Here is a 26,339-nt window from a genome sequence, read left to right on the forward strand (position 1 = left end):
GGCGATAAACAAAACCGCCAGAAATCGTAAAACTCTTGCCGATGCGCCGTCCGTCGGCCGCCCCCTTTACCGGCCATTAACCCTAACAGGATGATAACGGACCTCGATCCCTAGAGTTGCTGCGACGTTGCGGCGACCAGTCGAAGGTACCTATCCGGTCATGAAAAGCACTGCTTCCCTGTTTCGCGCGCTGCTTGCCGTATCGATGCTCGCCGGCTGTTCCAGCTACCGGCCGACGCCGGCAGCCTTCCATGAGGTGCTCGATCAGCCCTATCGTCTTGGCGCCGGCGACCGCGTCCGCGTCACCGTGTTCGAGCAGGACGGCCTGACCAACACCTACAGCGTCGACCAATCCGGCTACCTCTCCTTCCCGCTTGTCGGCGCCATTCCGGCGCGCGGCCACACCGCACAGCAGATGGAAAAGCAAATCGCCGACAAATTGCGGCAAGGCTATCTGCGCGATCCAGACGTTTCGGTCGAGATCGACCGCTACCGGCCGATCTTCGTCATGGGCGAAGTGGGTGCGGCCGGCCAATATTCCTATGTCCCCGGCCTGACGGTGCAGAAGGCCATCGCCATTGCCGGTGGTTTCTCGCCGCGTGCCAACCAGGAAAGCGTCGACATCACCCGCGACATCAACGGCAAGGTGATGACCGGCCGCGTGGTCACCTCCGACCCGCTGCTGCCCGGCGATACCGTCTACGTCCGCGAACGCCTGTTCTGACGAACCACGTGGCGGACACACTCAGGATCGTCCACTGCTTTCGCTCACCCGTCGGGGGAATATTCCGGCATGTGCGCGACCTGACCGAGGCGCAGGTAGCCGCCGGGCATTCCGTCGGCATCGTTTGCGATTCGACGACGGGCGGCGCGTTCGAGGAGCGTCTGTTCGAGCAGATGAAGGACATGCTGGCGCTCGGCATCCACCGCACGCCGATGCAGCGCCATGTCGGCCCGGGCGACCTTGCCTCGGCCTGGCGCACCTACAGGATCATCAAGGAATTGCGGCCGGACATATTGCACGGGCACGGCGCCAAGGGTGGCGCCTATGCCCGTCTGTTCGGCTCATTGTTGCGGGTATCAAGGTCTCGCGTAGCCCGCCTTTATTCGCCGCATGGCGGCTCTCTCCACTACGACGAGAACACGACCACCGGAAAGCTGTTCTTCGCGCTCGAGCGCTTCATGGCTCGCTTCACCGACTGCCTGCTGTTTGTCTCCGACTATGAACGGCAAACCTACCGCAGGAAGGTCGGCGAACCGCCCATTCCCAACACCCTGGTCTATAACGGCCTGCGCGCCACCGAATTCGAGCCGGTGATCGCCGAGCCAGACGCAGCCGATCTGCTCTATATCGGCATGATGCGCGACCTGAAGGGGCCGGACATCTTCATCGATGCACTGGCGCTGGCCGGCCCCCAGTTCGGCCGCGCGCTGACCGCAGTCATGGTCGGCGACGGCGACGACCTGCCGCGTTACCACGTGCGAGTGAAACGCCTCGGGCTCGAGCGCCATGTCCGCTTCCTGCCGCCGATGCCGGCCAGGGAGGCCTTTGCACTGGCGGCGCTCGTCATCGTTCCCTCGCGCGCCGAAGCCATGCCCTATATCGTCCTGGAAACGCTAGCCGCGGGAAAGCCGATGATCGCCACCGCGGTCGGCGGCATTCCGGAGATATTCGGCACCGGTTCCCCTGCCCTGATCCGGCCCGACCCGGTCGAGCTTGCCGACAAGATGAGCCAGGCGCTGACCGACCCCGCTGCCTATAGCGACCTGATGCCCGATGGCGCCGACCTCAAGGCGCGCTTCGGCGCCGATGTGATGGCCGCCAACATCGAGAAGGCCTACTTCGCCGCGCTAGACAGATAGCCGCAAGGTCAAGCCGTTTCAAAGCCACGGGTTGTTTCAAGGGTTTCTTAGCTCTCTTTTGCTATTCACCGAAGGGAAGCTTGCGGAAAGCCCCCATGAACGAGATCGACCCAGCGCGCCGCTTTTCAGCAGAGGCGGTGCGTAAATTCGACGGCCCGGCCGATGGCGACATGCCAAGCGGCATGAACGATGTCGCCCGCCAGGTCGCCACGCAGTACAGGCGCGATACCATGTCGCCGATCATGGTCAGCGGCGTCCTGCGCATGGTCGAATTCGGCTTGCTGCTGCTGTCCGGGCTCGCCGTCTATTTCCACTATGTCGGGTTCTTCAACTATCTCGCCTGGCAGTATCCGCTGACGATCGCCGCCGCGTCGTTCCTTGCCGTGGTGCTGCTCGACGTCACCGACTGTTACCAGATCGTCGCCCTGATGCGGCCCATCGCCAATTTCGGCCGCGTGCTGCTGGCCTGGGCTGGTGCCTTCGCGCTGATGGCTTTGACCGCGTTCGCCATGAAGATGTCGCAGGACTATTCGCGCCTTCTGTTCGGCACCTGGTTCGTCATCGGTTTCGTTCTCATCTTCGGCCTCAGGCTGGTGATGTCGAAGCTGATCCGGCGCTGGGCGCGCGATGGCCGCATGGAGCGGCGCGCCGTCATCGTCGGCGGCGGCAAGGCGGCGGAAATCCTCATCCGCTCCGTCGAAAAGCAGCCCTACAACGATATCCGCATCTGCGGCATATTCGACGATCGCGGCGACAAGCGCTCGCCGCCCATCGTCGCCGGCTATCCCAAGCTCGGCACCATTTCGGAACTGATCGAGTTCGCCCGCATCGCACGCATCGACATGCTGATCGTGTCGCTGCCGCTGACGGCCGAATCGCGTGTGTTGCAGTTACTGAAAAAACTGTGGGTGCTGCCGGTCGACATCCGGCTGTCGGCGCATTCCAACGCACTGCAGTTTCGCCCGCGCGCCTATTCCTACATCGGCTCGGTGCCGATGCTCGATATCTTCGACAAGCCGATCAACGACTGGGATTCGGTCGCCAAGCGCGCCTTCGACATCGTCTTCAGCCTCATCGGCATCGTCGTGTTCTCGCCGGTGATGCTGGCGACCGCCATCGCCATCAAGCTCGACAGCAAGGGGCCGGTGCTGTTCCATCAGAAGCGGCACGGCTTCAACAACGAGACCATCGAGGTCTACAAGTTCCGTTCGATGTATACGGACAAGGCCGACCCGACCGCCAAGCAGACGGTGACCAAGAACGACCCGCGCGTCACCCGCGTCGGCCGCTTCATCCGCAAGACCTCGATCGACGAGTTGCCGCAGTTCTTCAACTCGCTGCTGGGTTCGCTGTCGCTGGTCGGCCCGCGCCCGCATGCCATCGCCGCGCAGTCACACAACCTGCTCTACAACGAGGTGGTCGACGGCTATTTCGCACGCCACAAGGTCAAGCCCGGCGTCACCGGCTGGGCGCAGATCAATGGCTGGCGCGGCGAGATGGACACCAACGAGAAGATCCGCATGCGGACGGAGTACGACCTCTACTACATCGAGAACTGGTCGCTGCTGTTCGACTTGCGCATCCTGTTCCTGACGCCGATCCGGCTGCTCAACACGGAAAACGCCTATTGAGCGCGATCAGCCATGATTTGCCGCGCGCGGCGGTCAACGCCAAGCTGATCGCGCTGATTTCCTCATGCGCGGTCTTCCTCGGCATTCTGCTGTCCGGCTTCGTCATCAGCGAGCCGGCGCCCTATGAACTCTACATGGCCGGGCTGATCGCCATCTGGGCGCTTTTCGGCTTGAGGATTTCCCGCGCGGCCACGCCGCTCCTGGTGCTGCTGGTGACGATGAACATCGGCGGCATGATGGCGATGACGCAGATGGCGGACCTCGCCAATACGCCGCTCTATCTCGCCGTATCGCTGTTTCTTGCCTTCAGCGCGGTGTTCTTCGCATCGATCACCGCTGTGCGGCCGAGCCTCTACCGATTGATCTTCATTGCCTACGTGGCTTCTGCCGTGGCGACCTCGCTGCTTGGCATTGCAGGCTACTTCCACGCCTTTCCGGGCGCGGAGATGTTCACCAAATACGACCGTGCCGCCGGCGCCTTCCAGGACCCGAACGTATTCGGCCCGTTCCTGGTGCTGCCCGGCATCTATCTGCTCTACCTGCTCCTGACCGGGCCTGTCTCGCGCATGCCGCTGCTGGCGGTGCCGCTGCTGATCATCACCGCCGGCATCTTCTTCTCTTTCTCGCGCGGCGCCTGGGGCATGTTCGCCGTCTCGGCTGTCCTGCTCACCGGCTGCCTGTTCCTGCAGAGCGCCAGCGGCATGTTCCGGCTACGCGTGGTGGTGATGACGATCGCCGCGCTGGCGCTGCTGGTCGTCGCCATGATCGTCATCCTGCAGCTGCCCGGCGTGTCGGAGATGTTCTCCAACCGTGCCCATCTCGAGCAGAGCTACGACACCGCCCGCCTGGGACGCTTCGCCCGCTACGCAATCGGCTTCCAGATGGCGATGGAGCATCCATTCGGCATCGGCCCGCTGGTGTTCGGCACGATCTTCGGCGAAGACACCCACGACATCTGGCTGAAGATGCTGATGGACTATGGCTGGCTCGGCTTCGTGTCGTTCCTCGCGCTTGTCTTATGGACGATAGCAGCCGGCTTCCGCATCCTGCTGCGCGACCGGCCATGGCAGCCCTATCTGTTGTGCGCCTATGTCGCCTTCATCGGCAATGTCGGGCTCGGCACCTTCATCGACATCGACCACTGGCGCCACGTCTACCTGCTGCTCGGACTGATCTGGGGCGCCATCGCGCTGGAATATAGGCACCAGCGGCTGTTGCGGCCTGCGCCGGATCAAGCAAGAAGTTAAAGGCCTAATCGATTGGAAATTTGATCTGGCCGGATTCCAGCCGATGCGGACTCGGGGGAAGTCCTGCTTCAAAATGGTCGGAGTGGCCGGATTCGAACCGACGACCCCTTGACCCCCAGTCAAGTGCGCTACCGGGCTGCGCTACACTCCGGACCGGTCGCGATGTATCGTGATAACCCCGGTCGGGTCAACCAAAATTCGGCGACCATCCTCACCTTGGCAGACATCGATCCATTCGGCGCCGGTGAGGTCGGCCATGCGTCGCGGGCTGAGCCGCACGGCGGCGTTGGTGGCGCCGGCTGCAGGCACCACCTCTTCGAACTCGCGCAGCGATACGTCGCAATAGACCGGCAGCGGCGCCGGAAGGCCAAACGGGCAGATGCCGCCGACCGGGTGGCTCGTCGCCTCGACAACTTCCGCGGCGTCGAGCATGCGCGGCTTGCCGCCGAACTGATCCTTGAACTTGCGGTTGTCCAGCCTGGCGATGCCGCTGGTCACCACCAGCATGGTGCGGTCGCCGACGCGCAGGCAGATCGTCTTGGCGATCTGTGCCGGCAGGACGCCGTGCGCCTCGGCCGCCAGCGCCACCGTCGCCGAACTCGCTTCGGTGACGATGACATCGATGCCAGGTGCGTGAGCGGCGAAGAAGGCACGAACGGATTCCAGGCTCATCGTCAAAACCCATGGTTCAGAACTTGATGGACGGCATCGCGTATAAACACGCGCGACACACAAATCGGCAAGCCCCAGGCCGAGGCAGGGAGACGGCGGCACCCGACAAAAACAAACCCGCCAAGGATGCCTTGGCGGGTTGTCGGGCATGCCTGAGGGCTGATTTATGCCAGGGATCGACCTTGCCCCGCCGGCGTCGGCACGGCCGGGGTAATCGGAGCCTCCTGCGGAAGTCGAAGCGCAGACACAATACGACGCAGCTTCGACGGATCGGTCACCCTGCCGTTCTCGATATCCTCAATCTCGTCGACCGCCAGACCGCATGTCAGGGAAAGCTTTTCCACGCTGTAGCCGCGGGTCTCCCGCATCGCTCTGAGGGTGCTGTGATCAGGCCCGTTCCCGTTGGCTGCCGGTTCGGAGAGGGCTTCGCTTTTTGCATTATGGGGCATTGGCAACTCCATGACTGAAAGAGTTTGATCAAATGTGGAGTGCTGCCTGAGACGATCGGGAACATGCCCGCTCGCCGGCGATTTGCCAAGAGCCAAACCGACCGTCACGGGATCGTGAACCAGGCGCCTGTGAGGCCGTCTCACGCAGATCGGCCCCATCAAGTTCTTTTGAACACCCGAGCAACTTTTTGCTCAGTGGTTTCGCCAGGGATGCATCCGAATGACCGGGCCTACGCCTCAGCGCCGGCTGAACAGCAGGTTGGCAACGAGGCCGATCACCACAAGGCCGACCGCGGCGGCCGCCGCCGGATGATCGCGGGCCGACTTCTCGATCACCCTGCCCTGTTTGCGGATCGCCGGCATGGCATCGCGCAGACGCCCCGCAAGATCGGAATAGGTGTCGAGCGCGGCATCGCGACCATCTTCGTAGTAATCGCCGCCTCGCCTGGCCACGGCCTTCTTCAGGCTGGCCAATTCCCTGGTGAGAGCCGCGACCTGCCTGTCGAGATCGATGTCTGAGAGGGTCGAAAATGATGCCATGATGTATTTCCTTCACGTGCAGAAGGAAACGTAACGCCTTACCGGAAGACGGGTTCCGGTTTTCGAAATATCGATATCGCTTCGGGCAGCGGTCAGCGCACCTGGTCGAGCAGGCGCTTGCATTCCAGGAGGTCGAACAGCGCCTCCTGCAGCAGCGCGCGATTGTCGCGCGAGAGTTTCGACGCGTCCGGCTGCACCGGACCGTCCTCGTCGCTCTTGCCCAAGCCGAAAAAGCGGCGACTGGGTTTGACGCGCGGCTGGCCAACCAGTTCGTCGTCCATGCCGCGCGGCTGGGCCGCGGGCGTCAGTGGCACTTGATCGGCCTGCTTTCGCTGCGAGATCGCCTCGACGGCGGCCATGTCGCCATTGCCGATGGCGACCAGGAAATGATTGCCGTTCTCGCGCAACAGCTTCTGCACGCCCTTGATGGTGTAGCCCTGGTCGTAGAGCATGTGGCGGATGCCCTTGATCAGCTCGACATCCTGCGGCCTGTAGTAACGACGACCGCCGCCGCGCTTCATCGGCTTGATCTGGGTGAAACGCGTTTCCCAGAAGCGCAGCACATGCTGCGGCAAATCGAGATCTTCAGCGACCTCGCTGATGGTACGAAAGGCGTCGGGGCTCTTGTCCATGGGCGAATCCTCACGCTGGACGATGATCCGGCTTACCCTGCCGAATCGGGTCTTATTTCAGCGGTTTATGAAGCAATATTCAAGCCCGACGTCATGGCGGCGGCGGTTTTCAACCGCGCAATGGTCACTTGCCGCTTTTGGCCTTGCCGCTTTGGTGGGAGCGCAAGATACGGTTCTTCAGGACATTCGACGACTTGAAGGTCATCACCCGGCGCGGCAGGATCGGCACTTCTTCACCGGTCTTGGGGTTGCGGCCGATGCGCTCGTTCTTGGAGCGGACGTGGAATGTCGCGAAGGACGACAGCTTCACCGTCTCGCCACGGACGATCGCTTCGCAGATTTCGTCCAGCACCGCTTCGACGAGCTCGGCCGATTCAGTGCGCGACAGGCCGACCTTCCGGTAAACCGCCTCGGCAAGGTCGGCGCGCGTAAGTGTCTTTCCCCCCATCCGACCGTCCCATCAGCTCAAAACATAAAATTCGGCACAACAACGGCAGAGCCTAAGTAATTGATCCGGCAAGGTCAAGGACCGAAACCGGACCGTTTGGCACTTACCAGCGAACCAGGACCGCGCCCCAGGTGAAGCCGCCACCCATGGCCTCCAGAAGCACGAGATCGCCCTTCTTGATGCGGCCGTCGGCGACGGCCACCGAAAGTGCCAACGGCACGGAAGCAGCCGAGGTGTTACCGTGTAAATCGACCGTAACCACCACCTTTTGCTCAGCTATCCCGAGCTTCTTGGCGGAAGCGTCAATAATTCGTTTATTGGCCTGGTGCGGCACGAACCAATCGAGGTCATCGGCTGATATGCCGGCTTGTGAGAACGTCGCTTCGATGACGTCGGTGATCATGCCCACCGCATGCTTGAAGACTTCGCGGCCCTCCATTCGGAGGTGGCCGACGGTGCCCGTGGTCGACGGCCCGCCGTCGACGAAAAGCTTGTCCTTGTGCGCTCCGTCGGAGCGCAGGCTGGCCGCCAGGACGCCACGGTCGGCGATCGCGCCAGTCCCCTCGCCTGCTTCCATGACCACGGCACCGGCGCCATCGCCAAACAGCACGCAGGTCGAGCGGTCGCTCCAGTCGAGGATGCGCGAGAATGTTTCCGAGCCGATGACCAGGACGCGCTTGGCCAGGCCGCCGCGGATGTAGAGGTCGGCCGTGGCCACGGCGTAGACGAAGCCGGAGCAGACCGCCTGCAGGTCGAAGGCAAACCCGTGATGCATGCCGAGCCGGTTCTGGATCTCGACGGCGGTGGCCGGGAATGTGTTGTTGGGCGTGGAGGTCGCCAGCACGATCAGATCGAGGTCGGCGGGCGTGAGACCCGCATCGGCAAGTGCTGCGCGCGCGGCCGCCTCACCGAGCGAAGCCGTCGTCTCGTCATCCCCAGCAATATGGCGCTGGCGAATACCGGTGCGCTGGGCGATCCACTCGTCGGATGTCTCGACCATGCCTTCAAAATCGGCATTCTTCATGATTCGGCGGGGCAGCGCGGCGCCTGTGCCGCGCACGACTGATCTGATCAAAGTTCTTTCCTATTCCTTTGCGTCGGTAACGACGTCGGATTTCCTGTTTGCCTGGGCATGCGGGTTGCGCGCATGGAACAGGTCGAGGTCGGCCTCGATGCGGTCGAGCAGATTGTTGCGCACCATATCATAGCCAAGCTCGATCGCCGCGGCGAAGCCGTCCGAATCGGCACCACCATGGCTTTTTACCACGATGCCGTTCAGTCCCAGGAAGACACCGCCGTTGGAGCGGCCGACATCCATCTTTTCGCGCAGGCGATCGAAGGCGCCCTTGGCGAAGATGTAGCCGATCCTGGCCATCAGCGTCCGGCTCATCGCCGCGCGCAGATAGCCACCGATCTGGCGCACCGTGCCTTCCGCCGTCTTCAGCGCGATGTTGCCGGCAAAGCCCTCGGTGACGACAACGTCGACCACGCCCTTGCCGATGTCATCGCCTTCGACGAAACCGTGATAGTTCATCGAGGCCATGTTGGCTTCGCGCAGCATGCGCCCGGCCTCCTTGACCTCTTCCTGGCCCTTGATCTCCTCGACTCCGACATTGAGCAGGCCGACGCTCGGCCTGGCGACGCCGAAGACCGAGCGCGCCATGCCGGTGCCCAGAATGGCAAAGTCGATCAGCTGGTGCGCATCGGCGCCGATCGTGGCGCCAACGTCCAGCACCACGCTTTCGCCGCGCAATGTCGGCCACAGGGCCGCGATCGCCGGGCGATCGATGGTGGCCATGGTGCGCAGGCAGAATTTCGACATCGCCATCAGCGCGCCGGTGTTGCCGGCGGAAATGCAGGCGTCCGCCGTGCCGGCCTTGACCGCTTCCACGGCCTTCCACATCGACGACTTCCAGCGGCCGTGGCGCAGCGCCTGGCTCGGCTTGTCGTCCATCCTGACCGCTACCTCGCAATGGAAGAACTCGCTGATCTCGGCGAGCTTCGGAAATTTGGCGAGTTCCGGGCGCACGACCTCCTCACGGCCGTAGATGACGAAGCGGATGTCGGGACGGCGGGTCGCGACCGTCATGAGCGCCGGAATGACCACGGCTGGTCCGTGATCGCCGCCCATGGCATCGATGGAAATCCTGATCACGCGGTATTTATCTCACGGTTATGCGGGCAGGTCGCTTCAGCGACCGCGAAGGTTCGGCGAAAATAACGGTTTTGGGCTGCCGCACAACCGACTTTTCCGTCGCGGGCGAGCTTTTCAGGATTTTCCCAGCAAGGATCGCAGTTTCTGCTGAAATTCATTCTCCGCTGGTTCGGTCTCGGTGCCGGCATTCAGCGAGGCGCCCTGCTTGCGCGGATAGGGGTCGATGGCCAGTCCGAAGTACTGTTCGGCAAGTGCCCCGACATCGATCGTGTCACCGGAAAATGTTTCGGGACTGTCAGGGCCTTCCGCGTCGAGCAGTATCTCGCCGCCACCATCGAAACCCTGCCGTCCAAGCTTGGAGTCCTCGGGCAGCAACAGCGCTTCGACCGGTTCGTCGATATGCGCTTCGACAGGCTCGAGCGTGACGATACAGGCTTGGGTGATGTTTGCTTCGACGCGACCGCTGATCTTCACGCCATTGCGCTTCCATGACGCCACCAGAAGCTCGGCGCGATAGGATTCGACCGAAATCAGCCCGTGCTCCTCGGCCAGCGCCGCGCGCTGCGCGGCATCGGCCTCGATAACCACCGGCAGACCCTTCTGCGGCAGGCGAGTGACGTTTGCGCGGAAGGATACCGGGCTTTGCGGGTCAACGTGCTTCATTGTTCAACCTCCCTTGGGACGGGAAACGCCAGCGCGCCGGTAACAATCGATTCTGACGGTTGCGCGGCCAGTTGATTGCAAGCGTCGGTGACATACGCGGCCAGCAGCGACGCTTCCGGCCAGGCGCCGGCGTCGGGTCGGACATTGCGGGCAAGGGCCGCGGTGAGCCCTTCGCGGTCATTTCTTTCCAGCGCATCGTCATAGGCGGCGGTTCGGCCATAAAACATCTTTGCCAACTTTTTCATGCGTTTGGGTACGCCGACATCGCCAACGCCCAATTCCCGCAGCGAATGGTCGACGTCGAGGAAGAACTCGTCGATCAGCACTTGAGCAACTTCTTGCGCCACGCCGTCCTCACCACGCAACCGGTGCTGGAACAGGAACATGTGCAGCGACAGCATCTCGAAACGGCCAAGCGGCGTGTCCGGCACATTCCAATGGGAATAAAACACGGTCTGCCGCGCCGCCGCCACGATTTGTGCGTAAAGCGCCTCGGTGATAGCGCGGTTGGCGTGGCGTTCGCGGCCAAAAAAGCGCTGGAACATTGGGGATGGTCTCCTGGGGACCGTTTGTTGAAGTGGCCTTGTTGCATCGGCAAGCAAGCTGGTTTACCGGTTTCGCGGCCCAGCGCAAGTTGCGGCCAGCTAATGGAGTTGTTGTTGCGCGCGCTGAATTTCAAGTCGACCTTCTCGTCCAGGCCCGCCGGCGCGATCTCGCTGCTGGTTATCATTTCGGCGCTATCCGCCTGCCACACCAACAAGATGATCGGTGACCTCAGCCCGAGCGAGACACTGACGCAAGGGTACGTCATCGACCAGCAGGCAATCGATTCGGTGCCCGTCGGCTCCAGCCGCGAGCAGGTGCTGCTGGCGCTCGGCACGCCGTCGACGACGGCGACCTTCGACAATGAGGCGTTCTACTACATTTCGCAGACGCGCAAGCGCTACGTCGCCTTCGACAAGCCGAGGCTCATCGACCAGAAGGTGCTGGCGGTCTATTTCGGCGCGGACGGGCGCGTCACCCAGATCGCCAATTACGGGCTGAAGGACGGCAAGATGTTCGACTTCGTCTCGCGCACCACCCCGACCGGCGGCAAGGACCAGAACTTCCTCAGCCAGATCATCAACGGCGCCAGCAAGCTGGCCCCCGGCATTCCCGGCGGCGGCACTCCCTGATCTCAGACTGCCTTCCCTTCGAGGAGGGCAGCACCATCTCAGGCGACCAAAAACCCGCGGGAGCGATCCTGCGGGTTTTTGTTATGGCCACGGTCAAGGCGAGGCCGTCGTACGCCTGCCAACAGATTGGCGTGGCTGACAGCCGAAACGCAAGCCAGGCTTGGACGGGGCAAAGATAAGCACTGGAGGATCGGCGTCGTTATCGTTCAACACAAAACCCGCGGGATCGCTCCCGCGGGTTTTGTTTCGAGCAATGCTCCTCGATCAGCCGTGCGCGAGCACGGCCAGCAGCAAGAGCGCGACAATGTTGGTGATCTTGATCGCCGGATTGACGGCGGGACCAGCGGTGTCCTTGTAGGGATCGCCGACCGTGTCACCGGTCACCGAAGCCTTGTGCGCTTCGGAACCCTTGAGATGCTTGACGCCGTCCTTGTCGACAAAGCCGTCCTCGAACGACTTCTTGGCGTTGTCCCAGGCGCCACCACCCGAAGTCATCGAGATGGCGACGAAGAGGCCATTGACGATGACGCCCAGCAGTGAGGCACCGAGGGCGGCAAAGGCGGACGCCTTCGAGCCCGAGATCAGCAGCACGCCGAAATAGACGACGAGCGGCGCCAGCACCGGCAGCAGCGACGGGATGATCATTTCCCGGATCGCCGCCTTGGTCAGCAGATCGACCGCGCGGGCGTAGTTCGGCTTGGAGGTGCCGGCCATGATGCCCGGATCCTCGCGGAACTGCTTGCGCACCTCCTCGACGATGGCGCCGGCCGCGCGGCCGACAGCCGTCATGGCGATGCCGCCGAACAGATACGGGATCAGGCCGCCGAAGATGAGACCGGCGACGACGTAGGGGTTGGAGAGGTCGAAGGAGATCTCGCCCATGCCCTGGAAGTAGGGATATTTGTCGCCATTGGCGGCAAAGAACTTCAGGTCGTTCGAGTAGGCAGCAAACAGCACCAGTGCGCCGAGACCGGCCGAACCGATGGCGTAGCCCTTGGTAACCGCCTTGGTGGTGTTGCCGACCGCGTCGAGCGCGTCGGTGGAGTGGCGCACTTCCTTGGGCAGGCCAGCCATTTCGGCAATGCCGCCGGCATTGTCGGTGACCGGGCCGAAGGCGTCGAGCGCAACGATCATGCCGGCAAGGCCGAGCATCGTCGTGACGGCGATCGCCGTGCCGAAGAGGCCGGCGAGCTGATAGGTCGAGATAATGCCGCCGACGATGACGATCGCCGGAAGTGCCGTCGATTCCAGCGAGACCGCAAGGCCCTGGATGACGTTGGTGCCGTGACCGGTGACCGACGCCTGGGCGATGGAGTTCACCGGGCGCTTGTTGGTGCCGGTGTAGTACTCGGTGATCACGACGATGAGACCGGTCACCACGAGGCCGATCAGGCCGCAGAAAAACAGGTTCTTGCCGGTGATGACCATGCCGGAAACGGTGCCGATCTCGCCCCAGCCAAGACATACGGAGGTAGCGACGCCGAGACCGACGACGGACAACAGGCCGGTGACGATCAGGCCCTTGTAGAGCGCACCCATGATCGAGCCGTTCGAGCCGAGCTTGACGAAGAAGGTGCCGACGATCGAGGTCAGGATGCAGGCGCCGCAAATGGCGAGCGGATAGAGCATCGCCGCGCCGAGAACGGCGGTGCCGCCGAAGAAGATGGCGGCGAGAACCATGGTGGCGACGACGGTCACCGCATAGGTTTCGAACAGGTCGGCGGCCATGCCGGCGCAGTCGCCGACATTGTCGCCGACATTGTCGGCGATGGTGGCCGGGTTGCGCGGATCGTCTTCCGGGATACCGGCTTCGACCTTGCCGACGAGATCGCCGCCGACATCGGCGCCCTTGGTGAAGATGCCGCCGCCGAGACGGGCGAAGATCGAGATCAACGATGCGCCGAAGCCGAGCGAGACCAGCGAGTCGATGACGATGCGGTCATTGGGCTGAAGGCCCATGAAGTGGGTCAGGACAAGGTAGTAGATCGACACGCCGAGCAAGGCCAGGCCAGCAACCAGCATGCCGGTGATGGCGCCCGACTTGAAAGCGATGTCGAGGCCGGCAGCGAGGCTGTTTGATGCGGCCTGCGCCGTGCGAACGTTGGCGCGAACGGAGACATGCATGCCGATGAAGCCGGCGGAGCCCGAAAGCACCGCGCCGATCAGGAAGCCGACCGCGGCGGTGATGGACAGCAACCACCAGGCGAGCACGAGGACGACGACGCCAACGATGGCGATGGTGGTGTACTGACGCGCCAAATAGGCTTGTGCGCCCTCGCGGATGGCCGCGGAGATTTCCTGCATGCGTGCATTGCCCTGATCGGCCGCAAGGACCGAACGTGTCGCCCAGATGGCGTAAAGGATTGAAAGCAGGCCGCAGGCGATGACGGCGGAAATAATTGTCATTGCCGGATTTTCCTCGATTGATGGCCCAAAAGAACCCCTCCCTGGGCCGTTGAGACAAAGACCGGATTCCGAGCACGGAATCCGCCTCTTCGCAGCGGTGTATGCGAAACAGGGCTGCGAACGTCAAGATATTGTTCGGTTTTTGCCCGGCTTTCGCCCAAAAGTGGAAAGCGGCGGCATTCCCATCGGCGTCATTGTTGAATTAGATCGATTGAATGAGGACGATTTCGTCTGGTTGCCGGCGACAAGGAAGGACGCTCGGGCTGATCCAAACCCACGCTGCGGAGTAGGCCGCACGATCCCCCTGCTTTGCAAATGCTCATCGCGAGCATATCTTCTGGACCAAGACAGGAGTTGAGCGATGAAATTCAAGGCTATTGTCCACGAAGCCGAAGAGGGTGGATTCTGGGCCGAAGTCCCTGCCATTCCAGGGTGCGCAACGCAGGCAGAAACCCTGGACGAGCTGTTGGCAAATCTGCGCGAAGCCATTGAGGGCTGTCTTTCAGTCGACCTTCCGTCGTCGTCGACTTCGAAACCCGGCAGGATCGTGGAAGTCGCTGTTTGCAGTCCATCTCCGGCAATGAACCCTCGCGGGTAGTCGAGCGACGAGGTTGGGAGCTTCTGCGCGTCGCCGGAAGCCATCATATCTACGGAAAGCAGGGAAGCGTTGTACGTCTCGCGATTCCGATACACGGCAATAAGCCGCTCAAGACTGGCCTTTGCGCCATCTTCTAAGGATGGCGGAAGTAGGCGAAGATGAAATCTGAACCCGATTACTCAGCCTCACGGCCCATGCGTCGTGCCGTGTAGCGCTCGATCGCCGACAGACCGTCATAGATCAGCACGGCAAGGGCCGCCACGATCAGGCCGCCCTGCAGGATGAAGGCGAGGTTATTGGACAACAGCCCGGCGATGATCACTTCGCCGAGCGTCCTGGCGGCCACCGTCGAGCCGATGGTGGCCGTGGCGAGGCTGATCACCACCGACAGCCTGATGCCGCCCAGGATAATCGGTGCGCTGAGCGGCAGCTCGACCTTGGTGAGCCTTTGCCAACCGGTCATGCCGGCGCCGCGCGCCGCCTCGACCACATTGGCCGGCAGCGTCGTCAGGCCGGTCAGTGCATTTTCGAAGATCGGCAGCAGCCCGTAGAGAAACAGCGCGATCAGCGTCGGCTTCTCGCCGAAGCCGACAGCCGGCACGGCGAGCGCCAGCACCGCCACTGGCGGAAAGGTCTGGCCGATATTGACCAGGCTGCGCGACAGCGGCAGGAACTCGGCGCCGGCCGGCCTTGTGACCAGGATGGCAAGCGCCACAGCGACGATGGTCGCGGCCACGGTGGCGATCAGGACAGTGCGCAAATGCAGCAATGTCAGGGTCAGCAGGCTGCCCTGGTTGTAGATCACCGGCGCATTGTTCTCTGTCAGCGGCTTCAGCAGCGGCTCGAACCAGCCGGGATTGGTGACGAAGGCAACGAGCAGCATCACCAAGGCAAGCCTGAGCAGCGATGGAAGCCAGGCCTTCATGCCGGCCTCGCCGCGCGTTTCACCAGACCGTCGACCGTGACGCGGCCAAGCGGCTTGCCGTCGGCGCCTGTGACCGGCAGCGCCGGCCGGCCCGACCACAACAATTCGGCCAGTGCATCGCGCTGGCTGGCATCGCCGGGGATCGCTTCGCCTTCGGCGGTGCCCTTCTCCACGACGTCGCGCACGCGGCCGAGCGAAAGCAACCGGAATGGCCTCTCGCTGGCGCCGACCAGGGTTTCGACGAAGGCGCTTGCCGGCTTCGCCAGGATCTCGGCGGGCTTGGCGTATTGCACAAGCTTGCCGGCATCCATCACGGCGATCTTGTCGCCCATATGCACGGCCTCTTCCATGTCGTGGGTAACGAGGATGATGGTGGTGCCGAAGCGCTGCTGGATCGCCAGCAGATCTTCCTGCGCCTTGGTGCGGATGATCGGATCGAGCGCGCCGAACGGCTCGTCCATCAACAGCACGTTGGGCTCGGCGGCGAGCGCGCGGGCAACGCCGACGCGCTGCTGCTGACCGCCGGACAGTTCGTGCGGGTAGCGCGGTCCGAAGGCTTCGGGATCGAGCTGGTAAAGTGTCATCAGTTCGTCGACGCGGGCCTTGATGCGGTCCTTGTCCCAGCCGAGCAGCACCGGCACGGTGGCAATGTTCTGCGCCACCGTGCGATGCGGAAACAGGCCGTGGCCCTGGATGGCGTAGCCGATGCTGCGGCGCAGTTCGTAGCCGGGCAGCGAACGATTGTCGGCGCCGTCGAGCTTGATGATGCCCGAGGTCGGTTCGACCAGCCGGTTGATCATGCGCAGCAGCGTCGTCTTGCCGGAACCGGAGGTGCCGACGATGACGGCGATGGTGCGAGGCTCGATGACCATCGAGACATCATCGACCACCGTCGTCGCGTCATAGCGCTTGGTAATGCCTTCGATCTCGATCATGCCGTTTCAACCCTGCGCTTGGTGGCGGTCATTTCGATCACCGCGTCGAGGATGATGGCGGCGGCGAAGGCCAGTGCCACCGTCGGCACGGCGCCGAGCAGCACAAGGTCCATTGCCGTCTGGCCGACGCCCTGGAAGACGAACACGCCAAAACCACCGCCACCGATCAGCGCGGCAATGGTGGCGAGGCCGATATTCTGCACCAGAACGATGCGGATGCCGGTGAGGATGACAGGAAAAGCCAGCGGAAACTCGACGCCGAACAGGCGCTGTCGGTCGGTCATGCCCATACCGCGCGCCGCGTCGTTGGCGGCCCGCGGCACCCCGGCGAGACCGACCACGGTGTTGGCCACAACCGGCAGCAGCGAGTAAAGGAACAGCGCGACGAAGGCGGGCGCCGTGCCGATGCCGCGAATGCCGAGCGCGGCAGCTCCCGGCACATGCGTGGCAACCCAGCCGAGCGGCGCGATCAGCAGGCCGAACAGCGCGATCGAGGGAATGGTCTGGATGATGTTGAGCACGTTGAGCACACCGGCGCGCAGCTTTTCGACGCGATGGCAGAGAATGCCGAGCGGCAGACCGACGATCGTCGCGGCAGCCAGTGAACCGAGCGCCAGCGTCACGTGCTTGGAGCCTTCGGCCCAGAAACTGTCGGCGCGGTTGGCGTATTCCTTGAGGATCGACAGATTGTCCCAGCTTCCCGAAATCAACAGCAGCCCGATCGCCAAAGCCGCGACCACGAGCACGCCAACCCGTGCCAATGGCGACAGGGTCAGCCGTGTCAGCACGTCGGCGAGCAAAAGCGTGAAAGCAAAGATGAGAATCCAGAAACCGGAGGCCGGCGAAATTCTTGCAAAGGTGTTGCCCGCCGGCGTGAGAAATGTGCCGGCAACGCCGATCAGCAGCACGAGCGCGGCAAGCGTCACCGCGCTGGCCGCAAGGCGCAGCGCGAGCGGTGTCCTGAACAGCGCGACAAGTCCCGCGGCGACGATGATGGCGAGCAGCAGCGTCCCGGTCGTTGGCGGCAGCGCCTCGAGAATCGAACGCGCCTGGCCGGGGACGATCCGGTTGGCGCGGAACGTGGCAAAGGGCGCGGCAAAAGCCGCGTAGGCTGATATCGCGGCAATGACCACGCCGAGCTTGTCGAAGCGCGGGTTCATGACTGCCCCTCATGAAGAGCGATTTGCCACATCTCGCAGCTCTCTCTGGGGATTGGCGAACGTCGACGCGACATCCGATCTCCCCCCTTGCGGGGGAGATGGCCGGCAGGCCAGAGGGGGGTGTGAAGGATCGCCAACTTTCGAGTGTCGGCCTGTTCAGAAGCAACCCTGTCAAGGCACTCACCTTTGACGGGTCGAGAGGTCGGCGGGACAGCACCCCCCTCTGTCCTGCCGGACATCTCCCCCGCAAGGGGGGAGATCAGCAGCGTCCAGAGGGGGGTGCCTTGCACCAATGTCACGATGAGCTACGCGGTGACTACTTTAAAAACCCGTTCTTCTTCAGGAAGTCTTCGGCGACGCCCTTGACCGGCTCGCCGCCGACTTGCACGCGCCCGTTCAGCTCCTGCAGCGTGACGAGGTCGAGCTTGGCGAAGACAGGCTTCAGCAGCGTCTCGATCTCGGGATGTTCCTTCAGCACCGCTTCTCGGATGATCGGCGCCGGCTGGTAGACCGGCTGTACGCCCTTGTCATCGTCGAGCACGACAAGCCCGGACGGCGCGATGCCGCCATCGGTGCCATAAACCATGGCCGCGTTGGCGCCGCTGGTCTGGTTGGCGGCGGCGGCGATGGTCGCCGCGGTGTCGCCGCCGGAGAGCGTGATCAACTGGTCCGGCTTCAATGTGAAGCCATAGGTGGTCTGGAACGCTGGAAGTGCGGCCGCCGAATTGACGAACTCGGCGGAAGCCGCCAGCACCACCTGGCCGCCGCCCGCGACATATTTGCCGAAGTCTGAAAGCGTGGCGAGCTTGTTGGTCTCGGCGACTTCCTTGCGCAGCGCGATCGCCCAAGTGTTGTTGGCGGGCGACGGCGACAGCCAGACGATCTTGTTGGCGTCGTAGTCGAGCTTCTTGGCCGTCTCATAGGCCTTGGCGGCATCTTTCCAAGCCGGGTCGTCGGCCTTCTCGAAGAAGAAGGCGGCGTTGCCGGTGTATTCGGGATAGATATCGATCTCACCGGCGATGATCGCCTTGCGCACCACCGGCGTGCCGCCGAGCTGGATGCGGTCCGATGTCTTGATGTTGTTGGCGTTGAGCACCAGCTGGATGATGTTGCCGAGCACGCCGCCCTCGGTGTCGATCTTCGAGGAGACAACCACCTGGGCACTGGCGGAAGCCACTGTTACGCCGAGCGCCAATGCCGCGCCGGCCAGAAGCTTGACTGAGAACATTGTGAAAATCCCTTACTGTGAACCGGAATGCGGTGGCCGCATGGCTTCGACGGCCCGTCGGGGCATACGGTTTCATAAGAATGGGGATCAGCGCAATAATTTTGTTCGCCGGCCGGGGCTTCGACCGAAGTCATCCTGACAGCATCGTGTCAGGTCAAGCGCGATCAAGCGCTGGCTTGCGCAAGCCCGTCAGCTTGAGCGCACCGAGCGCCACGAAGCACAGAACGGTGACCGGGAATATCACCCAGTTCAGCATTTCCCAACCCCAGGCGTTGTAAACCATCCCCGACATCAGCGAAGCGCAGGCGACGGAGCCGAACAGCACGAAGTCGTGGAAGCCTTGCACCTTGCCCTTTTCCGACGGCCGGTAGCTGGCCGACACCATCGCCGTGGCGCCGATGAAGCCAAAATTCCAGCCAAGGCCGAGCAGGATCAGCGACGTCCAGAATTGCCACAGCGCCAGGCCTGACAGAGCGACAATGGCGCAGCCGATGAGCAGGATCAGGCCGGTCGCCACGATGCGCTCCGCGCCGAAGCGATGGATCAGCGAGCCGGTGAAGAAACTCGGCGCGAACATCGCCATGACGTGCCAGGAGATCCCGAGCGTCGCGTCGGTCTCCGACAGGCCGCAGCCGACCATGGCCAGCGGTGCGCCGGTCATGACGAAGCTCATCAGCGCGTAGCTGCCGACCGCGCAGAAAAGCGCGGCGATGAAACGCGGCTGCGTGACGATTTCGGCCAATGGCCTGGCGTCGCTGTCGGTGATCGCCACCTTGCCGGATGTCTTCGTCGGCAGCCGCAGGAACGACAGGATGATGGCACCGACCGCGGCCAGCGGCAGGATGGAAATGAATGCACCGGCAAACATCACCGGCGCCAACAATTCGCGGGTGAAGATGACGATCTGCGGCCCGAGGATGGCGGTGACGATGCCGCCGGCCAGCACGAAGGAGATGGCGCGCGCCTTGAATTCCGACGGCGCGTTGTCTGCGGCGGCGAAGCGGAACTGCTGGACGAAAGCGCCACCGACCCCGATCGTGAGCAAGCCAAAGGCAAACAGCCAGAAGCTGCCTTGAAAAAGTGCCAACGTGGCGATCAGGCCGCCAAGCGCCGTGACGATCGTGCCGATCATGAAGCCGCCGCGCTGGCCCATGCCGCGGATGATGGCCGCCGCGGGCAGCGCGCCGAGCGCCACGCCGACGTTGAAGCCGGTGATCGGTGCCGTCGCCAGCGATTTGTCGGGACCAAGCAGATATTGCCCGGCCAGCGCGCCCATGGAGATGGCGATAGGGGCCGCCGAGCCGATGATCGCCTGCGAGGCGGCGAGGATCAGCGCGGTGCGACGCGCCTCCTTGCCTGCCTCGACGGCAATTGCCGTCATGATGCGTCCTTGCCGCGCCCCTCGCCACGCACACGGCGTGACACACGGTCGAGCACGGCATTGACCAGCTTCGGCTCGTCTTCCTCGTAGAAGGCCTTGGCGATGTCGACATATTCGGAGACGATGACGGCGACGGGAACATCCTCGCGCTTCATCAACTCGTAGACGCCGGCACGCAGGATGGCGCGAAGCGTCGAATCGAGCCGCGACAGCGGCCAGTCCTCGGTCAGCGCCTGGCGGATGATGGGATCGATGGTCTTCTGGTTTTCGACGACACCCGCCAGAATGGCGCGAAACCATTGCGCATCGGCCTCGCGGTAGAGCGCGCCGTCGACTTCCTTGCCGAGACGAAAGGCCTCGTATTCGGCGGTGATCTCGAAGACGCCGCTGCCGGCGACATCCATCTGATAAAGCGCCTGCACGGCGGCCAGACGGGCAGCACCGCGCTTGTTGGCGTGGCGCACCGCGGGCTGGCCGGGCGAAGCGGGTTCGCTCACGATCGCGCTCCCAGTTGTTCTTTGAGGGCGATCATGGTCAGCGCCGCACGCGCGGCAAAGCCACCCTTATCGCCCTCCGAGCGCTTGGCCCGCGTCCACGCCTGTGCGTCGTTCTCGGTGGTGAGGATGCCGTTGCCGATGCAGACCGAATCCTGCACGGTCAGGTCCATGAGCGCGCGGCTGGATTCATTGGCGACAATGTCGAAATGATAGGTGTCGCCGCGGATGATGGTGCCAAGCGCAACGAAGCCGTCATAATTTGGACCGCCTTCAGTCGCGCCGTCCAGCGCGAAGGTAATCACCGCGGGAATCTCGAGCGAACCTGGAACGGTGACAACATCATAGGTCGCGCCCGCTTCATCGAGCGCGCTCGTCGCGCCATCGAGCAGCGCGTCGGCAAGGCCGTCGTGAAAGCGCGCTTCGATGATCAGAACGCGGGCTTTCTTCTTCGGACGGATAAACGCTTTGCCGTGTTGGGATGTGCCAGCCATAAAAGTCTCCGGGGGGTTGCCGGTGACTTAGGCCGAAGCCGGGTTGACCGCAAGCGGAAGATTGCGGGATGAACGCCCGCCCTATCGATCCTCTCGCGTATGCCACAGGCGCAACACAGAAATTGTGGTGTTCTGTATCTCATAGCGAATTTCGTAGCTGCCTACCAAAATGCGGCGCACTTCTCGTGGCTCGAACTCTTCCAGTCTCTCACCGATGCGCGGATACTCAACTAACCGTGCCGGCGCGGCAGTAAGCGACTGTACGGCACGTGCGGCCGCCGGGCCATTTGCTGGCGCGAGAAAATCATGGAGCCGGACCAAGTCGGATAGAGCCTTGTTGGTCCATTTCAACTCCATCAACGAGGCACCGGCAGTGGCTTGTCGGTACCAAGACTCTCAGCCCACGCCTGCACGGCCTGGTGGTCGATGACCCGTCCTGCGTCGACATCGGCCATTGCTTCAAGCGTGAGCCGTCGGCGCTCCTCCTCCAAATCCACCCACGCGGAAAGGGCTTGTTTGACGATCCAGCCGCGCGGACGCTCAAGGCGAGCAGCCAGCTGATCTACCTTTTCTGCTAGCGGCAGCGGAACGTGAGCGGTGATTACTTTTGTATCCATCTGAGCCTCACAGTCAGATTTAATCATAGCGATTAAAACTGATTAAGTCGAGGTAAAGGTTCAGGCCGACAAGCACTCAAAGGCCCTCTTTCGCGGCCTCCACGAGCCGCGCCGCATAGCGTGCCATGGTGTCGATCTCAAGATTGACGCGATCGCCGACCTTGCGCTCGCCCCAGGTGGTCACGGTCAGCGAATGGTGGATCAGAAGCACGTCGAAGCGCGTGCCTTGCACCTTGTTGACGGTGAGCGAGGTGCCGTCGAGCGCGACGGAGCCCTTGGGCGCAATGAACTTCGCCAGGTCGCGCGGCGCCTCAAGCGTGAAGCGCACGGCGTCGCCCTCATCCTTGCGCTCGATGATCTCGGCCATGCCGTCGACATGGCCCGAAACGATGTGACCGCCGAGTTCGTCGCCGATCTTCAGCGCCCGCTCCAGATTGATCCGCGTGCCCGACTTCCAGCCCATCGCCGTCGTCAGCCTTAGCGCCTCTTCCCAGGCCTCGACCTCGAACCAGCGTGCATTCGAGCCACTGTGGGGCAAGCCCGTGACCGTCAGGCAGACACCGCCGCAGGAGATCGAGGCGCCGATGGCGATGGTGTCGGGGTCATAGGCGGTGTCGATGCGCAACCCCACCCCTTCCCTGAGCGGCTTGACGGAAGCGACAGTGCCGACATCGCTGACAATCCCGGTAAACATCAGATATCCCTTATCCACTCGGCGTAGCTGTCCTCGCCGAAACGCATGTCGCGAAGCTTGCGAAAACCTGCCGGGATATGGTCAACGTCGATCGGCGATGCAATGCCGTCATCGCCGATCGCTTCCGGCCCCTGGAACAGCACGATGCGGTCGACCAGCCCATCGGCGAGGAAGGCGCTAGCCACCTTGGCGCCGCCCTCGACCAGCACGCTTGCCAAGCCGAGCGCGGCCAGATCCTCGAGCAGTTCCGGCAGTGCGACGCCGCCCTCATGTGTTTCAGTGCCGATGAAGCGCACGCCGGCGCGTTCGAGTGCTGCGCGCCGCAGCGGATCGGCCTCCAGGGAAGCGGCGACATAGAGCGGCACCCGGTCGACGCCCGAAACCAGCTTCGAGGTCTCCGGCAACCTGATCTGGCGGTCGAGCACGATGCGCGCCGGCGAGCGGTTCTCCAGCCCCGGCAAGCGTACCGTCAGGGCCGGATCGTCCTCAAGGGCTGTGCCGATGCCGACCAGTATGCCGTCCGCCTCGGCCCGCATCAGATACACCTCGCGGCGCGCGATATCGCCGGTGATCGACACCTGCCCCTCGCCTTCCCGGCCGATCTTGCCGTCGCTGGAAAGCGCAAGCTTGAGAATCACTTCTGGGCGTTTTCTCAATGATCGGATCAAATAGCCGGCCATCTGCTCGGCCGCTTCCGCCGCCAACACCTTCTCGACCACCTCGACACCGGCGGCACGCAGGATTGCGTAGCCATTGCCGGACACGCGCGGATCGGGATCGCTGGCCGCACCGACAACGCGCGCGACGCCGGCATTGACCAGCGCATTGGCGCAAGGCGGCGTGCGGCCATGATGGGCGCAAGGTTCCAGCGTGACATAGGCGGTAGCACCACGCGCGAGCGCGCCGGCCTCGGCCAGGGCCTCGGTCTCGGCATGCGGGCGGCCGCCGACAGCGGTGACGCCGGTGCCGACGATCATCGGGCCGTTGCCGTCATCGCGCACGATCAGCGTGCCGACTGACGGGTTGGTCGAGGTGCGCCCGGCATTCTTCCGTGAAAGGCGGAGCGCCGCCGCCATGAACCGGCGATCAAGGGCGGCCTGTTCGCTTGCAGTCATGCTTAGCTGGCGTCCTCTTCGCCTTTGACTTCGTCTCCCTTGAGCTCGCCCAGCAATTCGTGGAAATCCTTGGCCTCGCGAAAATTGCGGTAGACCGAGGCGAAGCGGACATAGGCGACATCGTCGAGCGACTTCAGCGCTTCCATGACCAGTCGGCCGACTTCCCCCGAAGCAACCTCCGTCTCGCCGGAACTTTCGAGCTGGCGCACGATGCCGGTCACCGCGCGGTCGATGCGCTCGGGATCGACATTGCGCTTGCGCACGGCGATCTCCACCGAGCGCAGCAGCTTGTCGCGGTCGAACGGCACTTTGCGGCCCGATTTCTTGACCACCACGAGGTCGCGCAACTGCACGCGCTCGAAGGTGGTGAAGCGGCCGCCGCAATCGGGGCAGACGCGCCGCCTGCGGATCGCCGCGCCATCCTCGGCGGGGCGCGAATCCTTCACCTGCGTATCTTCTGACTGGCAATAGGGACAGCGCATTGAGAAGCCTTTGGTTGGCGAATCCGGTGAAGCGAAAGGCTTAGAGGTTTTTGCAGCGATGGCAAAGTATCTGCATCCGCCCCTCGCCCCTCAGCCAGAGAAATAGCGAGGCGCGAGCAAGATTGCCAGCCTCGCCAAGCAGCCGGACTGCGTTCCGATGCCGTCAGGGCGCGACGTCGGCGGTCGGGAACCCGCACGATACGCCGAGGCTGCGATAGGCCTTGGTGAAGCCGTCCATGGATATGCTTCCAACCGGCGCGTCGCCAAAGGAAACGTCAAGCGCCGATGCCCGCCGCATGACGCGCAAGAGCGCCAGGCTGGTCTTGGCCTGGTTGTCCACGGTCCAGCTGAGCCGGCCGTTCACGGCACCATCGGAATGGAGCTTTGCGGCGACGCGGCCCTTGTCATCGCCGAAAGCGGCGGCGACCGACTTGCCGGTCGGCAAGGCCTTGTTGTCGACGGAGATGGTTATGGATGGGTAGGCATCCGGCGGCAGTGCATCGCCGTTCGTGATGATGAGTGTCAGAGTGCCGCTCTCGCCGCCAGCGCCGACAAAGGCGGTTGATGCCGCGCAGGTCTTGCGGAGATCCTCACCGGTGTCGACCTCGTCGACCAGGGTCGACCACCTGCCGAAGGTTTCGAGCTTGGGTGCCGCCTGGGCCGGCGAAGCGGGCGCGGCCTGAGGACGTGCGGGTTGCGCGGGTGCGGTTTGCGCCAAGGCGATGGCGGAGAGCGGCAAGGCCATCAAGGCGGCCAGAACGCCAGCGACGGCAAGGTCGGCGAGACGAACAATTCGTATCATCAAGGCTCCTGTCGGGCGCACCGGCCTTGCCGCCAGGCGCTCGTCGTGGCGGCAAGACGATGAGACCTCCTATCGCGTCAACCGAGATAGGGATAGAGCGGGAAACGGTCGGTCAGCGCCACGACCTTGGCCTTGACCGCCGCTTCGACAGCGGCATTTCCCTCGTCGGAATTGGCGACCTTGAGACCATCCAGCACTTCGGCGATCAGCTTGCCGATCTCGCGGAACTCGGCCTGGCCGAAGCCGCGCGTGGTGCCGGCGGGGGTGCCGAGACGCACGCCTGAGGTGACGAAAGGCTTTTCCGGGTCGAACGGAATGCCGTTCTTGTTGCAGGTGATGTTGGCGCGGCCGAGCGCCGCCTCGGCGCGCTTGCCGGTGGCGTTCTTGGGCCGCAGATCGACCAGCATCAGATGGTTGTCGGTGCCGCCGGAGACGATGTCGAGACCGGTTTCCTTGAGACTGGATGCAAGCGCCTTGGCGTTGGCGGCGACGCTTTCGGCATAAACCTTGAAGCTCGGCTTCAGCGCTTCGCCGAAGGCCACCGCCTTGGCGGCGATGACATGCATCAGCGGGCCGCCCTGCAGGCCGGGGAACACCGCCGAATTCATCTTCTTGGCGATGTCCTCGTCATTGCACAGGATCATGCCACCGCGCGGGCCGCGCAGCGACTTGTGCGTCGTGGTCGTCACGACATGGGCATGCGGCAGCGGCGACGGATGCACGCCGCCGGCGACCAGGCCAGCGATATGCGCCATGTCGACCATCAGATAGGCGCCGACCGCATCGGCGATCTCGCGAAAACGCTTCCAGTCCCAGACGCGCGAATAGGCGGTGCCGCCGGCCAGGATCAGCTTCGGCTTGGTCTCATGCGCGGTCTTCTCGATGGCGTCCATGTCGAGCAGATGGTCGTCCTTGCGCACGCCGTAGGATACGACCTTGAACCACTTACCGCTCATGTTGACCGGCGAACCGTGGGTCAGATGGCCGCCGGAATTGAGGTCGAGGCCCATGAAGGTGTCGCCAGGCTGCAAGAGCGCCAGGAACACTGCCTGGTTCATCTGGCTGCCGGAATTCGGCTGGACGTTGGCGAAGTTGCAGCCGAACAGCTTCTTGGCGCGCTCAATCGCCAATTCCTCGGCCACGTCGACAAACTGGCAGCCGCCATAGTAGCGCTTGCCCGGATAGCCCTCGGCATATTTGTTGGTCATGATCGAGCCCTGCGCTTCCAGTACGGCGCGCGAGACGATGTTTTCCGAGGCGATCAGCTCGATCTCGTGGCGCTGGCGGCCGAGTTCGTTGCGGATGGCGCCGAAAATCTCCGGATCGGCATCTTCCAGCGTGGTTTCGAAGAAAGATTCGAACTTGTTCGACACTGCCGCTGCTGTTGCCATGGGCTGAAATCCTCGGGGTTCGGGGCAATTTTTGATTTATGCAAGTCGTTGTCCCAAAACCGCTGCACACTTTTGGGCGACTTGCATTTGCCGGGCCATTAACACAGTTGTTTTCGCCCCGCCACGTTTGCGACGCGAAATT

31 protein-coding genes and 1 tRNA gene are annotated in these 26,339 nt (G+C 63.2%); 7 read left to right on the top strand and 25 right to left on the bottom strand.

The genetic code is table 11. The annotated features are described in order from the left end of the window. Nucleotides 1–160: 160 nt before the first annotated feature. The 4 genes from NKH03_RS21500 (at nucleotide 161) to NKH03_RS21515 (ending at nucleotide 4,741) form a co-directional block, all read left to right on the top strand. Nucleotides 161–724, top strand: a complete 564-nt coding sequence (locus tag NKH03_RS21500; protein ID WP_352870552.1) for a polysaccharide biosynthesis/export family protein — start codon at nucleotides 161–163, stop codon at nucleotides 722–724. Nucleotides 725–732: 8 nt separating this feature from the next. After that, nucleotides 733–1,863 carry a glycosyltransferase family 4 protein gene (locus tag NKH03_RS21505; protein ID WP_352970387.1) on the top strand — a complete coding sequence of 377 codons (1,131 nt, stop codon included), beginning with the start codon at nucleotides 733–735 and terminating at the stop codon, nucleotides 1,861–1,863. 95 nt (nucleotides 1,864–1,958) lie between these two features. Next, on the top strand, nucleotides 1,959–3,494 hold the full coding sequence (locus NKH03_RS21510) for an undecaprenyl-phosphate glucose phosphotransferase (RefSeq protein ID WP_352870550.1): 1,536 nt from the start codon (nucleotides 1,959–1,961) through the stop codon (nucleotides 3,492–3,494). Next, complete coding sequence (locus NKH03_RS21515) at nucleotides 3,491–4,741, top strand: O-antigen ligase family protein (protein ID WP_352970390.1); 1,251 nt, start codon at nucleotides 3,491–3,493, stop codon at nucleotides 4,739–4,741. Before NKH03_RS21510 ends, NKH03_RS21515 begins: the two co-directional genes overlap by 4 nt. A gap of 74 nt (nucleotides 4,742–4,815) precedes the next feature. Here the strand turns inward: NKH03_RS21515 and NKH03_RS21520 are convergent. From NKH03_RS21520 to NKH03_RS21565, 10 genes are all read right to left on the bottom strand, one after another. Beyond that, nucleotides 4,816–4,892, bottom strand: a tRNA-Pro gene (locus NKH03_RS21520). Next, entirely contained in the window at nucleotides 4,883–5,413 is a 531-nt protein-coding gene (locus NKH03_RS21525) for a YbaK/EbsC family protein (protein WP_352970392.1), read from the bottom strand. Before NKH03_RS21525 ends, NKH03_RS21520 begins: the two co-directional genes overlap by 10 nt. Nucleotides 5,414–5,577: 164 nt before the next feature. Then, nucleotides 5,578–5,862 carry a helix-turn-helix domain-containing protein gene (locus tag NKH03_RS21530; protein ID WP_352970395.1) on the bottom strand — a complete coding sequence of 95 codons (285 nt, stop codon included), beginning with the start codon at nucleotides 5,860–5,862 and terminating at the stop codon, nucleotides 5,578–5,580. A gap of 237 nt (nucleotides 5,863–6,099) precedes the next feature. After that, nucleotides 6,100–6,402, bottom strand: coding sequence for a hypothetical protein (locus NKH03_RS21535; protein ID WP_352970398.1), 303 nt, complete (start codon nucleotides 6,400–6,402; stop codon nucleotides 6,100–6,102). A 92-nt stretch (nucleotides 6,403–6,494) separates the two neighbouring features. Further along, entirely contained in the window at nucleotides 6,495–7,034 is a 540-nt protein-coding gene (locus tag NKH03_RS21540; RefSeq protein ID WP_352870542.1) for a MerR family transcriptional regulator, read from the bottom strand. A 124-nt stretch (nucleotides 7,035–7,158) separates the two neighbouring features. Further along, the gene (locus NKH03_RS21545) at nucleotides 7,159–7,482 is read right to left on the bottom strand and encodes an integration host factor subunit alpha (protein WP_023759885.1); all 324 of its coding nucleotides are present in this window, start codon (nucleotides 7,480–7,482) and stop codon (nucleotides 7,159–7,161) included. Nucleotides 7,483–7,585: 103 nt separating this feature from the next. Next, complete coding sequence (locus NKH03_RS21550; protein ID WP_352970400.1) at nucleotides 7,586–8,557, bottom strand: beta-ketoacyl-ACP synthase III; 972 nt, start codon at nucleotides 8,555–8,557, stop codon at nucleotides 7,586–7,588. Nucleotides 8,558–8,566: 9 nt separating this feature from the next. Beyond that, the gene (plsX, locus tag NKH03_RS21555; protein ID WP_352870540.1) at nucleotides 8,567–9,637 is read right to left on the bottom strand and encodes a phosphate acyltransferase PlsX; all 1,071 of its coding nucleotides are present in this window, start codon (nucleotides 9,635–9,637) and stop codon (nucleotides 8,567–8,569) included. A gap of 114 nt (nucleotides 9,638–9,751) precedes the next feature. Further along, the gene (locus NKH03_RS21560; RefSeq protein ID WP_352970403.1) at nucleotides 9,752–10,300 is read right to left on the bottom strand and encodes a YceD family protein; all 549 of its coding nucleotides are present in this window, start codon (nucleotides 10,298–10,300) and stop codon (nucleotides 9,752–9,754) included. Continuing rightward, entirely contained in the window at nucleotides 10,297–10,845 is a 549-nt protein-coding gene (locus NKH03_RS21565) for a ubiquinol-cytochrome C chaperone family protein (RefSeq protein WP_352970406.1), read from the bottom strand. The genes NKH03_RS21560 and NKH03_RS21565 overlap by 4 nt, the downstream gene beginning before the upstream one ends. A 114-nt stretch (nucleotides 10,846–10,959) precedes the next feature. Here NKH03_RS21565 and NKH03_RS21570 point away from each other — a divergent pair, with 114 nt between their 5' ends. Beyond that, nucleotides 10,960–11,475 carry an outer membrane protein assembly factor BamE gene (locus NKH03_RS21570; RefSeq protein ID WP_352870537.1) on the top strand — a complete coding sequence of 172 codons (516 nt, stop codon included), beginning with the start codon at nucleotides 10,960–10,962 and terminating at the stop codon, nucleotides 11,473–11,475. A 264-nt stretch (nucleotides 11,476–11,739) separates the two neighbouring features. On the opposite strand, the gene NKH03_RS21575 is transcribed toward NKH03_RS21570, so the two are convergent. Then, nucleotides 11,740–13,881, bottom strand: coding sequence for a sodium-translocating pyrophosphatase (locus NKH03_RS21575; protein ID WP_352970409.1), 2,142 nt, complete (start codon nucleotides 13,879–13,881; stop codon nucleotides 11,740–11,742). A gap of 361 nt (nucleotides 13,882–14,242) precedes the next feature. Here NKH03_RS21575 and NKH03_RS21580 point away from each other — a divergent pair, with 361 nt between their 5' ends. Further along, the gene (locus tag NKH03_RS21580; protein ID WP_352970412.1) at nucleotides 14,243–14,479 is read left to right on the top strand and encodes a type II toxin-antitoxin system HicB family antitoxin; all 237 of its coding nucleotides are present in this window, start codon (nucleotides 14,243–14,245) and stop codon (nucleotides 14,477–14,479) included. Continuing rightward, nucleotides 14,443–14,616, top strand: coding sequence for a type II toxin-antitoxin system HicA family toxin (locus NKH03_RS21585; RefSeq protein WP_352970415.1), 174 nt, complete (start codon nucleotides 14,443–14,445; stop codon nucleotides 14,614–14,616). Before NKH03_RS21580 ends, NKH03_RS21585 begins: the two co-directional genes overlap by 37 nt. Nucleotides 14,617–14,654: 38 nt before the next feature. Here the strand turns inward: NKH03_RS21585 and NKH03_RS21590 are convergent, their stop codons facing one another. The 14 genes from NKH03_RS21590 to glyA form a co-directional block, all read right to left on the bottom strand. Further along, entirely contained in the window at nucleotides 14,655–15,404 is a 750-nt protein-coding gene (locus NKH03_RS21590) for an ABC transporter permease (RefSeq protein ID WP_352970418.1), read from the bottom strand. Then, entirely contained in the window at nucleotides 15,401–16,339 is a 939-nt protein-coding gene (locus NKH03_RS21595; protein ID WP_352870532.1) for an ABC transporter ATP-binding protein, read from the bottom strand. Before NKH03_RS21595 ends, NKH03_RS21590 begins: the two co-directional genes overlap by 4 nt. Beyond that, nucleotides 16,336–17,499 carry an ABC transporter permease gene (locus NKH03_RS21600; RefSeq protein ID WP_352970420.1) on the bottom strand — a complete coding sequence of 388 codons (1,164 nt, stop codon included), beginning with the start codon at nucleotides 17,497–17,499 and terminating at the stop codon, nucleotides 16,336–16,338. Before NKH03_RS21600 ends, NKH03_RS21595 begins: the two co-directional genes overlap by 4 nt. A gap of 316 nt (nucleotides 17,500–17,815) precedes the next feature. After that, nucleotides 17,816–18,727 (bottom strand): glycine betaine ABC transporter substrate-binding protein OsmF, encoded by a 912-nt coding sequence (osmF, locus tag NKH03_RS21605; RefSeq protein ID WP_352970421.1) that lies wholly within the window; start codon nucleotides 18,725–18,727, stop codon nucleotides 17,816–17,818. 154 nt (nucleotides 18,728–18,881) lie between these two features. After that, on the bottom strand, nucleotides 18,882–20,108 hold the full coding sequence (locus tag NKH03_RS21610; RefSeq protein ID WP_352970423.1) for an MFS transporter: 1,227 nt from the start codon (nucleotides 20,106–20,108) through the stop codon (nucleotides 18,882–18,884). Continuing rightward, a complete protein-coding gene (gene nusB / locus NKH03_RS21615) occupies nucleotides 20,105–20,605 on the bottom strand; it encodes a transcription antitermination factor NusB (RefSeq protein WP_023798402.1) in 501 nt (166 codons plus the stop codon). The genes NKH03_RS21610 and nusB overlap by 4 nt, the downstream gene beginning before the upstream one ends. Continuing rightward, nucleotides 20,602–21,096, bottom strand: coding sequence for a 6,7-dimethyl-8-ribityllumazine synthase (gene ribH / locus NKH03_RS21620; RefSeq protein WP_352881749.1), 495 nt, complete (start codon nucleotides 21,094–21,096; stop codon nucleotides 20,602–20,604). Before ribH ends, nusB begins: the two co-directional genes overlap by 4 nt. Nucleotides 21,097–21,177: 81 nt before the next feature. Beyond that, nucleotides 21,178–21,453: a type II toxin-antitoxin system RelE/ParE family toxin gene (locus NKH03_RS21625; RefSeq protein WP_352881748.1), complete on the bottom strand. Its 276-nt coding sequence runs from the start codon at nucleotides 21,451–21,453 to the stop codon at nucleotides 21,178–21,180. Continuing rightward, a complete protein-coding gene (locus NKH03_RS21630; protein WP_013532247.1) occupies nucleotides 21,453–21,713 on the bottom strand; it encodes a CopG family ribbon-helix-helix protein in 261 nt (86 codons plus the stop codon). Before NKH03_RS21630 ends, NKH03_RS21625 begins: the two co-directional genes overlap by 1 nt. Nucleotides 21,714–21,789: 76 nt before the next feature. Next, nucleotides 21,790–22,407 (bottom strand): riboflavin synthase, encoded by a 618-nt coding sequence (locus NKH03_RS21635; protein WP_352970424.1) that lies wholly within the window; start codon nucleotides 22,405–22,407, stop codon nucleotides 21,790–21,792. Then, on the bottom strand, nucleotides 22,407–23,522 hold the full coding sequence (gene ribD / locus NKH03_RS21640) for a bifunctional diaminohydroxyphosphoribosylaminopyrimidine deaminase/5-amino-6-(5-phosphoribosylamino)uracil reductase RibD (protein ID WP_352870524.1): 1,116 nt from the start codon (nucleotides 23,520–23,522) through the stop codon (nucleotides 22,407–22,409). The genes NKH03_RS21635 and ribD overlap by 1 nt, the downstream gene beginning before the upstream one ends. Before the next feature lie 2 nt (nucleotides 23,523–23,524). After that, nucleotides 23,525–24,004, bottom strand: coding sequence for a transcriptional regulator NrdR (nrdR, locus tag NKH03_RS21645; RefSeq protein ID WP_256750776.1), 480 nt, complete (start codon nucleotides 24,002–24,004; stop codon nucleotides 23,525–23,527). A gap of 163 nt (nucleotides 24,005–24,167) precedes the next feature. Continuing rightward, nucleotides 24,168–24,806 carry a hypothetical protein gene (locus NKH03_RS21650; RefSeq protein ID WP_352970426.1) on the bottom strand — a complete coding sequence of 213 codons (639 nt, stop codon included), beginning with the start codon at nucleotides 24,804–24,806 and terminating at the stop codon, nucleotides 24,168–24,170. 77 nt (nucleotides 24,807–24,883) lie between these two features. Next, complete coding sequence (gene glyA / locus NKH03_RS21655; RefSeq protein WP_352882908.1) at nucleotides 24,884–26,197, bottom strand: serine hydroxymethyltransferase; 1,314 nt, start codon at nucleotides 26,195–26,197, stop codon at nucleotides 24,884–24,886. Between the last annotated feature and the right edge of the window lie 142 nt (nucleotides 26,198–26,339).

Origin of the sequence: Mesorhizobium sp. M1406, assembly GCF_040317555.1 — a bacterium.
In the GTDB taxonomy this organism is placed as follows: domain Bacteria; phylum Pseudomonadota; class Alphaproteobacteria; order Rhizobiales; family Rhizobiaceae; genus Mesorhizobium.

Bases quoted from the DNA above. Each gene is read 5' to 3' on its own strand.
- NKH03_RS21500 (WP_352870552.1), top strand. From the start codon at position 161: ATGAAAAGCACTGCTTCCCTGTTTCGCGCGCTGCTTGCCGTATCGATG.
- NKH03_RS21510 (WP_352870550.1), top strand. From the start codon at position 1,959: ATGAACGAGATCGACCCAGCGCGCCGCTTTTCAGCAGAGGCGGTGCGT.
- NKH03_RS21525 (WP_352970392.1), bottom strand. From the start codon at position 5,413: ATGAGCCTGGAATCCGTTCGTGCCTTCTTCGCCGCTCACGCACCTGGC.
- NKH03_RS21530 (WP_352970395.1), bottom strand. From the start codon at position 5,862: ATGCCCCATAATGCAAAAAGCGAAGCCCTCTCCGAACCGGCAGCCAAC.
- NKH03_RS21535 (WP_352970398.1), bottom strand. From the start codon at position 6,402: ATGGCATCATTTTCGACCCTCTCAGACATCGATCTCGACAGGCAGGTC.
- NKH03_RS21540 (WP_352870542.1), bottom strand. From the start codon at position 7,034: ATGGACAAGAGCCCCGACGCCTTTCGTACCATCAGCGAGGTCGCTGAA.
- NKH03_RS21545 (WP_023759885.1), bottom strand. From the start codon at position 7,482: ATGGGGGGAAAGACACTTACGCGCGCCGACCTTGCCGAGGCGGTTTAC.
- NKH03_RS21560 (WP_352970403.1), bottom strand. From the start codon at position 10,300: ATGAAGCACGTTGACCCGCAAAGCCCGGTATCCTTCCGCGCAAACGTC.
- NKH03_RS21565 (WP_352970406.1), bottom strand. From the start codon at position 10,845: ATGTTCCAGCGCTTTTTTGGCCGCGAACGCCACGCCAACCGCGCTATC.
- NKH03_RS21575 (WP_352970409.1), bottom strand. From the start codon at position 13,881: ATGACAATTATTTCCGCCGTCATCGCCTGCGGCCTGCTTTCAATCCTT.
- NKH03_RS21580 (WP_352970412.1), top strand. From the start codon at position 14,243: ATGAAATTCAAGGCTATTGTCCACGAAGCCGAAGAGGGTGGATTCTGG.
- NKH03_RS21590 (WP_352970418.1), bottom strand. From the start codon at position 15,404: ATGAAGGCCTGGCTTCCATCGCTGCTCAGGCTTGCCTTGGTGATGCTG.
- NKH03_RS21595 (WP_352870532.1), bottom strand. From the start codon at position 16,339: ATGATCGAGATCGAAGGCATTACCAAGCGCTATGACGCGACGACGGTG.
- NKH03_RS21600 (WP_352970420.1), bottom strand. From the start codon at position 17,499: ATGAACCCGCGCTTCGACAAGCTCGGCGTGGTCATTGCCGCGATATCA.
- osmF (WP_352970421.1), bottom strand. From the start codon at position 18,727: ATGTTCTCAGTCAAGCTTCTGGCCGGCGCGGCATTGGCGCTCGGCGTA.
- NKH03_RS21610 (WP_352970423.1), bottom strand. From the start codon at position 20,108: ATGACGGCAATTGCCGTCGAGGCAGGCAAGGAGGCGCGTCGCACCGCG.
- ribH (WP_352881749.1), bottom strand. From the start codon at position 21,096: ATGGCTGGCACATCCCAACACGGCAAAGCGTTTATCCGTCCGAAGAAG.
- NKH03_RS21625 (WP_352881748.1), bottom strand. From the start codon at position 21,453: ATGGAGTTGAAATGGACCAACAAGGCTCTATCCGACTTGGTCCGGCTC.
- NKH03_RS21630 (WP_013532247.1), bottom strand. From the start codon at position 21,713: ATGGATACAAAAGTAATCACCGCTCACGTTCCGCTGCCGCTAGCAGAA.
- NKH03_RS21635 (WP_352970424.1), bottom strand. From the start codon at position 22,407: ATGTTTACCGGGATTGTCAGCGATGTCGGCACTGTCGCTTCCGTCAAG.
- ribD (WP_352870524.1), bottom strand. From the start codon at position 23,522: ATGACTGCAAGCGAACAGGCCGCCCTTGATCGCCGGTTCATGGCGGCG.
- nrdR (WP_256750776.1), bottom strand. From the start codon at position 24,004: ATGCGCTGTCCCTATTGCCAGTCAGAAGATACGCAGGTGAAGGATTCG.
- NKH03_RS21650 (WP_352970426.1), bottom strand. From the start codon at position 24,806: ATGATACGAATTGTTCGTCTCGCCGACCTTGCCGTCGCTGGCGTTCTG.
- glyA (WP_352882908.1), bottom strand. From the start codon at position 26,197: ATGGCAACAGCAGCGGCAGTGTCGAACAAGTTCGAATCTTTCTTCGAA.